The organism is Blastomonas sp. CCH1-A6 (genome assembly GCF_001556365.1).
Classification (GTDB): domain Bacteria; phylum Pseudomonadota; class Alphaproteobacteria; order Sphingomonadales; family Sphingomonadaceae; genus Blastomonas; species Blastomonas ursincola.
The window spans coordinates 1-11,152 of sequence record NZ_LSIS01000286.1 but is presented as its reverse complement, the minus strand read 5'-3'; the positions used below and the strand labels follow the sequence as shown (position 1 = coordinate 11,152).

Annotated in this window: 10 protein-coding genes; all 10 read left to right on the top strand. The window is 62.3% G+C overall.

The window, feature by feature from the left end; translation table 11 throughout:
• A partial coding sequence (locus AX735_RS13715) for an efflux RND transporter periplasmic adaptor subunit (RefSeq protein ID WP_066281268.1) occupies nucleotides 1-1,096 on the top strand: 1,096 nt, incomplete at its 5' end.
• 3 nt (nucleotides 1,097-1,099) lie between these two features.
• Nucleotides 1,100-4,354 (top strand): CusA/CzcA family heavy metal efflux RND transporter, encoded by a 3,255-nt coding sequence (locus tag AX735_RS13710; protein ID WP_156447508.1) that lies wholly within the window; start codon nucleotides 1,100-1,102, stop codon nucleotides 4,352-4,354.
• Nucleotides 4,354-4,701: a DUF190 domain-containing protein gene (locus tag AX735_RS13705; RefSeq protein WP_066281266.1), complete on the top strand. Its 348-nt coding sequence runs from the start codon at nucleotides 4,354-4,356 to the stop codon at nucleotides 4,699-4,701. The genes AX735_RS13710 and AX735_RS13705 overlap by 1 nt, the downstream gene beginning before the upstream one ends.
• A 135-nt stretch (nucleotides 4,702-4,836) precedes the next feature.
• Nucleotides 4,837-5,337, top strand: a complete 501-nt coding sequence (locus AX735_RS13700) for an SRPBCC family protein (protein ID WP_066281263.1) — start codon at nucleotides 4,837-4,839, stop codon at nucleotides 5,335-5,337.
• A gap of 31 nt (nucleotides 5,338-5,368) precedes the next feature.
• Nucleotides 5,369-5,671 carry a zf-TFIIB domain-containing protein gene (locus AX735_RS13695; RefSeq protein WP_082751101.1) on the top strand — a complete coding sequence of 101 codons (303 nt, stop codon included), beginning with the start codon at nucleotides 5,369-5,371 and terminating at the stop codon, nucleotides 5,669-5,671.
• A 554-nt stretch (nucleotides 5,672-6,225) separates the two neighbouring features.
• Nucleotides 6,226-6,831: an MgtC/SapB family protein gene (locus AX735_RS13690; RefSeq protein WP_446471817.1), complete on the top strand. Its 606-nt coding sequence runs from the start codon at nucleotides 6,226-6,228 to the stop codon at nucleotides 6,829-6,831.
• Nucleotides 6,819-7,229 (top strand): hypothetical protein, encoded by a 411-nt coding sequence (locus AX735_RS13685; protein ID WP_082751100.1) that lies wholly within the window; start codon nucleotides 6,819-6,821, stop codon nucleotides 7,227-7,229. Before AX735_RS13690 ends, AX735_RS13685 begins: the two co-directional genes overlap by 13 nt.
• Before the next feature lie 31 nt (nucleotides 7,230-7,260).
• On the top strand, nucleotides 7,261-7,944 hold the full coding sequence (locus AX735_RS13680) for a transporter (protein WP_066281249.1): 684 nt from the start codon (nucleotides 7,261-7,263) through the stop codon (nucleotides 7,942-7,944).
• Nucleotides 7,941-8,549: a cation diffusion facilitator family transporter gene (locus AX735_RS13675; RefSeq protein WP_066281243.1), complete on the top strand. Its 609-nt coding sequence runs from the start codon at nucleotides 7,941-7,943 to the stop codon at nucleotides 8,547-8,549. The genes AX735_RS13680 and AX735_RS13675 overlap by 4 nt, the downstream gene beginning before the upstream one ends.
• Nucleotides 8,546-11,086 carry a heavy metal translocating P-type ATPase gene (locus AX735_RS13670; RefSeq protein WP_066281240.1) on the top strand — a complete coding sequence of 847 codons (2,541 nt, stop codon included), beginning with the start codon at nucleotides 8,546-8,548 and terminating at the stop codon, nucleotides 11,084-11,086. Before AX735_RS13675 ends, AX735_RS13670 begins: the two co-directional genes overlap by 4 nt.
• Nucleotides 11,087-11,152: the final 66 nt, after the last annotated feature.

Here is an 11,152-nt window from a genome sequence, read left to right as displayed (position 1 = left end):
CGCACGCTGGACCGAAGACGAACCCGCCGCGACGGAAGCGGCAAACGGCGCTGCTACGGCACCTGTGGAGGAGGATAAGGTCCCTGATACAGTGACTATGACCGCGCAGGCGGTCCAGCAAGCCGGCATTGCTACCGAGACCATCAACCTAGGTGGGCTTGGCTCGGAGATCGTTGCGCAGGCGACGGTGAGCGCGTCGCCGCAAGGAGAAGCAATCGTCACTGCCCGCGCGGCCGGCGCGGTAACTCGGCTACTGAAGCGGCTCGGTGATCCGGTACGTGCCGGCGAAACGCTTGCCGTTGTCGAAAGCCGGGATGCGGCGCAGTTTGCCGCCGATCGCACCGCTGCGGCTGCCAAGTTGACGCTTGCGCAAAAGGCGCTCGCCCGCGAGCAATACCTATTCCGCCAAAAGGTCTCGGCGCGGGTCGATCTGGAACAGGCGGAGGCGGAAGCCGCCTCCGCCGCTGCCGAGGCGCGCCGCGCCAGCGTGGCGGCAGGGGCTGCGCGTGTGACATCGGACGGTCGCGGTGTGCTCGTGTCCAGCCCAATTACGGGTCGCGTCACGTCGGAAAATGTCAGCCTGGGCGCCTACGTTCAGCCCGAAACTGAGCTGATGCGCGTCGCCGATGCGTCAAAGATTCAAATAGAGGCGGCGGTCGGTCCGACCGACGCACAACGTCTCTCTCCGGGCGATCGAGCAATCATCGAGCTGCCCGATGGGCGGACGGTGGAGGGGCGCGTACGCGCCGTCACACCCGGGCTAGCCAACGACACGCGCTCGGCGACCGCGGTCCTCGACGTTTCGGGCAGCCTTCAGCCTGGCCTCGGAGTGCGGGTACGGCTCTTACCGAGCGGGGGCGGCACGACCAGCAATGCGATCGTGGTGCCGGAGGATGCGGTGCAGACGCTCGAGGGGCGAGACATCGTGTTCGTGCGGACCGCGCAGGGCTTCAAGGCTCAGAGCATCACGATCGGACAACGCAGCAATGGCCGGGTCGAGATCCTGAAGGGTCTCGCGGCAGGCAGCCAAGTCGCAACCAAAAACGCATTTCTGCTCAAGGCCGAACTCGGCAAGGGCGCGGGCGAGGAAGAATAGACCATGATCGCAAATCTCATGGCGCTCTCCGTCCGCATGCGTTGGACGGTACTCGCCCTTTTTCTAGTCATCGGCGGCCTCGGCCTCTGGCAGCTTACGAAGCTACCAATTGATGCCGTGCCAGATATCACCACCAAACAGGTTCAGATAAACACGATTGACCCGCGTTTGTCGCCGGTCGAAATCGAGAAGCTTGTTACCTATCCCGTCGAAATCGCTCTAGCGGGCATACCAGGTCTCGAAACCACACGCTCGATCTCGCGCAATGGTTTCAGCCAGGTCAGTGCGATCTTTACCGACAGCACCGACCTCTACTTCGCGCGTCAGCAGGTTGGTGAGCGTCTGCGTCAGGCAACCGAAAATTTGCCAGAGGGTGTACAGCCACAAGTCGGCCCAGTCTCGACTGGTCTCGGTGAGATCGTAATGTACACGGTGGGTTATGCCAATCCCGACGGAAAGGGCGCCAAAAAAGTCGCAGGCCAACCAGGGTGGCAGCCTGATGGCAGCTATCTGACGCCCGAAGGCGAACGACTAACGGACGCGGTGGCCAAGGCGAGCTATCTGCGAACTGTCCAAGATTGGATTATCGGCCCACAGCTTCGCTCGGTGAAAGGCGTTGCCGGCGTCGACTCCATTGGTGGCTATGCGAAAACGTTCGTGGTTGAACCAGATCCAACGAAGCTCGCCAGTTTCGGGATTTCTTACAGTGAACTTGGCCAGGCCCTTGAGAACGCAAATCTTGCTGTGGGCGCCAATTACTATAACCGCGGTGGTGAAGCGTACCTAGTGCGCGTCGATTCCCGCGTGCGTACCGTCGATGAGATCAGCAATGCTGTCGCGGCGACGCGTGGAGGCACTCCAATCACGATAGGCCAGCTCGCCAATGTTCGCGTTGGTGGCGACCTGCGAACGGGTGCAGGTAGCATGAACGGCGAGGAAGCGGTCATCGGCACGGTGCTGATGTTGATCGGTCAGAACAGCCGGGTTGTTGCCACGGAGGCCTCGTCCAAGCTCGATCAGATTGCAAAAACACTGCCGCCCGGCGTCCAGGTCAAGGTGGTGTTGAACCGCGCTGAATTGGTCGGCGCAACGGTGGCCACGGTCCAGCGCAATCTGACCGAAGGCGCGATCCTTGTTGCCGTGGCTCTGTTCCTGCTGCTCGGCAACTGGCGCGCAGCAGTGATTGCAGTGCTGGTCATCCCGTTTTCGTTCCTGATGATGGCAATGGGGATGAACGCGTTTAATGTGCCCGGCAACCTGATGAGCCTGGGAGCACTCGACTTCGGTCTGATCGTCGATGGCGCGGTCATCATCATCGAAAACTGCCTCGCCAGACTGGCGCACCGGCAGGAACATGAAGGCAGACTGCTTTCGCTCCGCGAACGACTGGAGGAGACGATGCGGGCGTCGCAGGAGATGATCAAGCCGACCGTCTTCGGCCAAGCGATCATCCTGCTCGCGTTCGCACCGCTGCTCACCTTTACGGGCACGGAGGGCAAGACGTTCTCGCCGATGGCGATCACGATCATGCTCGCGCTGGCGGCCGCGTTCGTACTCGCAATCACGCTGGTACCAGCGCTAGTTGCAATCCTGATCCGTGGCAAGGTCGCGGAGAAGGACGTATGGCTGATCCGCAAGTCTAAGGAACGCTACCTGCCTTTACTGGATCAGGCGATTGCGCGTCCGTGGCCATTCATTCTCGGCGGACTGGCCTTTTTCATGGCGGCCATACCCGCGTTTGGGATGTTAGGCTCGGAATTCATTCCCCAGTTAGACGAGAAGAATCTCGCCTTCGCATCGACACGAGTGCCTTCGGTCAGCCTTGATCAGTCGCTGGCAATGGAACGCAAAGTCGAGGAGGCGGTAATCAAAATTCCGGAAGTTGCCTTAATGTTCTCCAAAACAGGCACAGCGGAAGTTGCAAGCGATCCGATGCCGCCGAATGTTTCGGATGGCTTCGTTATTTTAAAAGAGAAGGACCAGTGGGCGGAAGGTACGACCAAAGCCGACGTGGTCGCAAAGATTGAGAAGGCTACCGGCGGTCTTCTTGGTAATCTTTACGAGGTCAGTCAGCCGATCCAACTACGATTTAACGAGCTGATCGCGGGTGTTCGCGGCGATGTGGCGATCAAGCTCTATGGCGATGATCTCGACAAGATGGCGCTGACCGCCAATGAGATGGTCCGCGTACTCCAGACCATACCTGGAGCGGCTAGCGTCAAGGCCGAACAAGTCGGTGGCGCGCCGGCGCTCGACGTAAGGCTCGACCGCGCCGCGATCGCGCGCCTCGGCCTTACCGTCCGCGACGTTGCAGATACGGTTGCGGCAGGGCTCGGCGGGCGTGAGTCGGGGCTGGTGTACGAGGGCGACCGGCGTTTCGACGTCACCGTGCGCGTTCCTCAGGCAACCAGAGCCAATCTCGACGACATCCGCTCGATGCCGGTGCTGCTCCCGGAGGTGGAAGGGAGGCCGCGCGGCCAAGTGCCGCTGGCACAGGTCGCGCAGATCCGGCTTACCGAAGGGCTGAATCAGATCAGTCGTGAGAACGGAAAGCGTCGCGTGGTCGTCCAGGTCAATCTCGGTGGACGTGATGCCGGTTCTTTCGTTCAGGAGGCGCAGGCGAAGATCGCACAGGTGAAGCTGCCGGCGGGCTACTATCTTGAATGGGGTGGTCAATTCGAGAACCTTGCCGCAGCATCAAAACGGCTATCAATCGTGGTGCCGTTGTGCTTTCTGGTCATCTTCGGGCTGCTCTACATGGCACTGGGTAGCTTCGGCCGGGCGGCGGCGGTATTCTTGGCGGTTCCTCTAGGGCTCGCGGGCGGCGTATTTACCCTGTTGCTGACTGGCATCAACTTCTCGGTGTCGGCCGCTGTAGGGTTTATCTGCCTTGCCGGCGTGGCTGTGCTGAACGGCCTCGTGGTGATGTCCGCGATCCGGGAGAACAGCGAAAACGGGATGCCCGTGGTGGAAGCGATCCGCAACGGCATGGCAGAGAAGATGCGGGCAGTGATCATGACGGGGTTCGTGCCCGCGATCGGTTTCGTGCCTATGGCGCTCGCAACCGGCACCGGCGCGGAGGTTCAAAAGCCGCTCGCCGTTACCGTGATCGGCGGTCTCGTCGCCGCCACCATCCTGACGCTGTTGGTGCTGCCAGCGATCGCGAAGGTGATCCTCGGGCGGACCAAACTTCAAAATGAACAAAAGGCGACCGCTCCGCATGGTGAGGAACCCGCCCCCCTGAAAGGAGAAGCATGATGGGAGAAACGGCCTGGAAACTGCTGCGGATCTACACGGATGAAGCGGCTTACATCGGCGATCGGAAGGTCTTCGAATATGTCGCTTCGCTGGCGCGGGATCGAAAGATGGCGGGTCTCACGGTGCTTGAGGCGCTGATCGGGTTCGGGGCCTCCGCGCACGTACATCGCCGCCATGTGCTCGAGAGCGATCGTGCGGTGGTTATAGAAATCGTAGATTTCGAGGACGCACTGCGCGCGTTCGTCGCCGCCCTGAGCGATGTACCCGACATTGGGCTGATGACGCTCGAAGCCGTCGAGGTGATCGGTGGCAAGGCAAGTAAGACGCTGGAAGGCCTGAGCGGATGAATCTCGGCTCGGCACCCACCGTCCAAGCTCCTGGCGCCTCGCCAGCTCCCCGCACCCCCTCCTTTGGTCGGCAAGAAGGCCGCCGTTCTACGGCCTTAGCTTTGGCCGCGTCGCGGCCCGACAGGACAGGCAGCCATGAAGGCAGAGACCAGCTTCGATTTCAACATTTCAGCGCTCCGGGTCTGGTCGCTGATCTCCGATCTGAGGGGGTTCGCACGATGGCACCCCATCTACAGCATCGCGGCCGATGCCGAACTCGGTGCCGAAATGGACGTCACGTGCTGCCTTTTCAAAAGCGGCCGGAAGATGACCACGCAAGTGGTCATAAACCGCCTGACCAAGCCGCAGCTCATCGGGTGGCAGATGGGGGTAAGGGGCTTCTTCACCTTCGACGAACGCTACGAGATCGAGCAGATCGCGAATGGCGTCTGCGTTCATCACTCGATCGAATGTCGGGGAATCATCGGCGGCTTGGTCGGCATCATGATGCGCAAAGGTCTGCTTCGGACAATGCGGCAACAGGATGCGGCCTTTCTTGCTCTCCTGCGCCGGCAATCGAGATTGCCAGGGCAGTCCAACCGCAATCGTCGGCGGCCCATCAAACCACCGCGTCCTCGCGGTGCCGCGAACGACTGACGGGCCAACATTTCCAACACAGGAATTTATTATGGTAGATAGCCGTCCCTCCCAAGGGCTGCTGTGCCCGACATGCCGCGTCGATCTCGTCATGAGCGAGCGTCAGGGCATCGAGATTGACTATTGCCCGCAATGCCGCGGGGTTTGGCTCGATCGGGGCGAACTCGACAAGATCATCGAGCGCAGTGCCAGTGACGGCATCGCCCGGCCATTGAGCGGCAGTCGTCTCGGAATGTCCGAGAGTCGCGGCCATGGCGATGATAGCGGAAAGCACGGCTACGAGCGGGGCCATAAGGGTCGTCGCAAGGGCTTTCTGAGCGAACTGTTCGACTGAACTGTTATGGATCGGCCGCCGCACAACGAGTCCTTTGGGTGCCCGTGTGAGAACGGCCCACGCCATGGGCGCCCCCCCTCTAGCGCCCATGGCGATAGCTCATGGAAATACCGGGAGATAACGGCTCGGCACCTCCGGAGCGGCCCTGTTCGCGGGATCATCCTCGCGACCGGGCTTGTCTTGTCGCCGGGCCTGCTCGGTTGCTCTCCATCTACCAGCAAAAGGGAGACCGAAGCGTCTCGTGATCGCGAACTGCCCGATGTAATTGGTGAACATTTTTACGCCTGTCCTGATGGTTCACGCCTTGATGTCGATTTCCTCGGAGATGGCCTGACCCTCGACATAAAGACAAAGCCGAATGCTACTCCGATAAGACTGACCTCGCCGGCTAACGGGCGGATTTACGTCGGCCCTAATCTCCAGGTGTCGATCTCAGGGGGAGATAGGATCACGCTCAAACGTCCTGGCAGTCCCAGTATGGCTTGTAGGAGGGTGCTCGCCTCTCTCGGTTCAGCGGACCAGGTGGCAAACGACCAGGCCGACGGATCGGTGGTATGATGAAGCTGCCGCCGTGGTGGGGAACCCTTTCCCATGTGGTCAATCTCGCGATGGCGTATAAGCTGGTACTTTCGGTTGACTCGGACCGGGAGAAGGACGGCCGCAGCGTCGGCTACCGAACTTTTCCGCCGGTCGCCATCGCCATTTGCGGGTTTCTGCTCATTGGTGTCGCCATTCTCGGACGCATTTTGCCCGATCAAGAACGCCTGCTTGAAGGATTAATCACCAGCGTCGGCTTTATCGGCGGCGGCGCCGTATTGAAATATCGCGGAGAAGCGTTCGGGACCGCTGCCGCTGCAAGCCTCTGGGGGACCGGAGCGCCAGGTGCCGCAGTCGGCGATGATCTTTACCACATCTGGGTTGTTCTCAGCCTAACCACTTTCCTGACATTGCACTTCACTCATCCGCTGAAACGCGCCTCGCGATATCCCGCCGAGCTGGTCCGGATCGCGTCGGGATCTTGGAGCGTCCCGCTGCAGGCTCCTTGGCAGGTTGCTGCACACATACTCTACGTCGCCGATCAGCGCCCTGAGAAGCTGATCCTGTTCGGCATCATGGTCATGATCGCCAGTGTCGTCGGAGCTGCCCAATGGCTTGGTTGATTGGGATTTTGCCAGAAGCACCCACGGCGCGATTGCGGATTGGTATCGCTGGCGTGTGCGTCGTGCTGGCGTCGTCAAGCTGTTCTGAACAGCCTCGTAAGGCACCACCGACCGAACAGGAAATCCACGCCGTGGACAGCGGAGACGCTAGCGGAATCCTCGGTCGCCACCCATATCGGTGCGACGACGATCGGCCGCTCCTAGTCGACTTCAAGAACGAGGGATTGGCGCTCGAACTGCGCAGCGATGCTAACGCGTCGCCGATCATCCTGACCGCGCCGGCACCCGGCCTGCAATATGTCGGCGACACGATGAGCGCGACCTTCGCGGGCAACGAAATCAAGATCGAGGAAGCGGACAAGCGTCCGGTCCTGTGCAGGAAGGCAACAAGCTTGTGACCAACCTACCAGGCACAGAAGGGCGCTGACGATGGCAGCACTCAAATTCTCCCTGATTCCCATGGTTACGATCATAATCGGCGCGCTGGTCGCCGGATGGCGCACCCCAGGCGATAAGCTTGTCGCAGCCACGCAGCATTTGGCTGCGGGCGTGGTGTTCGCCGCAGCTGCGACAGAGATCCTGCCGATGGTGATGCACAGCGGCTCTCCAACCGCGACACTAATCGGCGGGGCGCTTGGTGTCACCGTGATGCTCGCTCTGAAGGCTGCGGAAACGCGGTTCAAAGGGCCGGTCGCGCTGCTCGCCGCGATCGGGCTTGATCTGGCGATAGATGGCCTAGTCCTCGGACTCGCCTTCATCGCCGGCGAGAAGGCGGGTACGTTGCTGGCTGCGGCGCTGACCCTCGAGGTGCTGTTCCTGGCACTAACCCTTACCCACGATCTGGCAGGCCGATATCGCAAGTCGAAGGCGATCGGCCTGACTTGCGCGCTAGCGGTGCTGGTGCCGATCGGCGCGCTGATCGCGCAGCCGGTGGCGTTGATGACGCCGGTATGGATCACCGGCTTTCTGAGCTTCGGCCTGATGGCGCTGCTCTACCTCGTCACCGAAGAACTGCTGGTTGAAGCGCATGAGAGGCCGGACTCGCCGCTTATCAGCGCGATGTTCTTCGTTGGCTTCCTTGCCCTCCTTCTGATCGAGGAAATCATGGCATGACCGCTCAACCGGACGGCAATGTCTCGACCGAGCGCCGGACGCTCTGGATCGTGTTGCTGCTCAACGCGGCGATCGCGTTCGGTTTTTTTGTCACCGGCTTGGCTGGCGATTCGAGCGCCCTGATCGCCAACGGCGTCGACAACCTTTCCGACACTGCGGTTTATGGGCTGAGCCTCGTTGCGCTGAGTCGCGGGCGCCAATGGAAGACACGTGCGGCGAGCGTCTCGGGTGTTATGCTGCTGCTCTTCGCCGGCGGCATTCTGCTCGACGTCGGCCGTCGCTATTTCCAGGGCAGCGAGCCGATCGGCCCGACGATGATGGTGATGTCGGCCATCGCAGGCGTCGTGAATTACGTCTGCCTGCGCCTGCTCCAGAAGCTCAAGCAGCCCGACGTGAACCTGCGTGCCGCGGCGACGTTCAGTTTCAACGATTTCATCTCCAACGGCGGCATCCTGATCGCTGGGGCGCTAGTCCTTTGGCTGGGAACGAACTGGCCCGATCTGCTGGTGGGCCTGGCTACCGCACTTATCGCGATCAAGGGCGGCATCGAAATCCTGCGCGATGCGCGAGCAGAAACCAAGACCAACGCGGAGACGGCGTCATGACTGACAAGCTCGAACTCGATATTCCTGTCCTGCTTCCGGAGGTTCCTGACGCGGCCGATGCCTGTGTCGGGCGTCTCATCTCGACCCTCAGCGCCAAACCCGGCGTCGAGCGTGCGCACGTCCTGCCTGCCGATGGTAACAGTCCGGCGAAGCTCTGCATCCATTTCGATGGGGCGGCGCTGCCGCTGCCGCGCCTGCGTGAGATGGTGCGGGCGGCGGGCGCCGATATTAGCGGGCGATACGGCCATGCGACATGGCAGGTCGAGGGGATCGGGCACGAACGCCGCGCCCGCACCGTCGGCGAGACCCTGTGCCAGGTGCCCGGCGTGCTGCAGGCCGACGCCAGCGCCTCGGGCAGCGTCCGGGTCGAATATGACAAGGAGCGCGTCGATGAGGCCGCGATCGTCGCTGCGCTGGGCAAGCTCAAGGTCAAGCCGGGCAAGCGGACGGGCTCCGATCATGCCGGCGATCATGCTGGACACGATCATGGCGCGGACGACCACGCCGGGCACGATCACGGGCCTGGCGGCCACGCCGAAGGCGCAGAAAAGCATGGGCCCGGCGATGGCCACGATCATGCGCACGCCAATTTCCTCGGAGCCAATACCGAGCTGATCTTCGCGCTGGTCTGCGGTACAGTGCTGGCGGTCGGCTTCGGACTTGAAAAGTTGGTTGCAGGTGCGCCCGACTGGCTGCCAACCGCCTTCTATGTCGGTGCCTATGTTTTCGGCGGCTTCTTCACGCTGCGCGAGGCAATCGACAATCTGAAGCTCAAGAAATTCGAGATCGATACGCTGATGCTCGTCGCGGCCGCTGGCGCAGCGGCACTCGGTGCCTGGGCGGAAGGCGCGCTGCTGCTGTTCCTGTTCAGCCTCGGCCATGCGCTCGAGCATTATGCGATGGGTCGCGCCAAGCGCGCTATCGAGGCGCTGGCCGAGCTCGCGCCCGCCAAGGCAACGGTGCGCCGTGAAGGACAGACGACGGAAATACCTGTCGAAGAGCTGGTGGTCGGCGACGTTGTGATCGTGCGCCCGAACGAACGCTTACCCGCCGATGGCTTCGTCATCAAGGGGTCGAGCGCGATCAACCAGGCCCCCGTGACCGGAGAGAGCATCCCGGTCGACAAGGAACCAGTCGCCGATGTCGAGGCAGCGCGCGCGAAGCCAGATGCGGTCGATGCGACATCACGGGTGTTCGCCGGCACAATCAACGGCGTTGCCGCGATCGAGATCGAGGTGACACGGCGCTCCAACGAAAGCGCGCTTGCCAAGGTCGTGAAGATGGTGAGCGAAGCGGAGACGCAGAAGTCGCCGACGCAGCGGTTCACCGATCGGTTCGAGCGCGTCTTCGTGCCGGCGGTCCTGGCCCTGTCGTTCATTCTGTTGTTCGCGTGGGTGGTGGTCGACGAGCCGTTCCGCGACAGCTTCTATCGTGCGATGGCGGTGCTCGTTGCCGCCAGTCCTTGCGCGCTGGCGATCGCCACCCCAAGCGCGGTGCTGTCCGGCGTCGCGCGCGCCGCACGCGGCGGCGTGCTGGTGAAGGGCGGCGCCCCGCTCGAAAACCTCGGCTCGCTGAAAGCTATAGCGTTCGACAAAACGGGGACGCTGACGGAAGGCCGGCCCCGCATCACCGATGTCGTGCCCGTCGAGGGGGCGAGCGATGAGGATCTGTTGACGCTTGCCGTCGCGGTCGAGGGCTTGAGCGATCACCCGCTAGCACAGGCGATCGTGAAGGACGGCCTCGACCGCCTGGGTGGACGCGAGCTGCCCGAAGCGACCGATCTCAAGAGCCTGACCGGACGCGGCGTTATCGCGACCGTCGATGGCGAGACGGTATGGATTGGCAAGGCCGAGATGTTCGGCGTGGAGGGCATCCCCACCCTGAACGCGGCCGCGACCGACGCCATCGCGACCTTGCGTGAGAATGGGCGGACGACGATGGTGGTCCGCAAGGGCGATAAGGACATCGGTGCGATCGGGCTGATGGACACCCCTCGCGAGGCAGCCAAGGTCGCGCTCCGGCGTCTGCGCGAGATGGGCATCACCCGGATGATCATGATTTCCGGCGATCACCAGAAGGTGGCCGACGCCATCGCCAGGGATGTGGGGATCGACGAGGCATGGGGCGACCTGATGCCGGAGGACAAGGTTGCCGCGATCAAGAGGCTTGCCGGCGAAGACAAGGTTGCGATGGTCGGCGATGGGGTCAACGATGCGCCGGCGATGGCAAGCGCGACCGTCGGCATCGCGATGGGTGCTGCAGGCTCGGACGTAGCGCTGGAAACGGCCGACGTCGCGCTGATGGCCGACGATCTCGCGCATCTGCCATTTGCGGTAGGGCTGAGCCGCCACACCCGTGGCATCATCCGGCAGAATGTGTTCGTCAGCCTCGGCGTCGTCGCGTTCCTCGTTCCCGCCACGATCCTGGGCTTGGGCATTGGCCCGGCAGTCGCGATGCACGAAGGCTCGACGCTGCTGGTCGTGTTCAACGCGCTGCGGCTGCTGGCCTACCGCGATCTGGAAAAGCAAGCGGCATGACGGCGGATCGCTACGATACATTGATCGTGGGGGGCGGACCGGCAGGGCTCACGGCGGCGATCTACC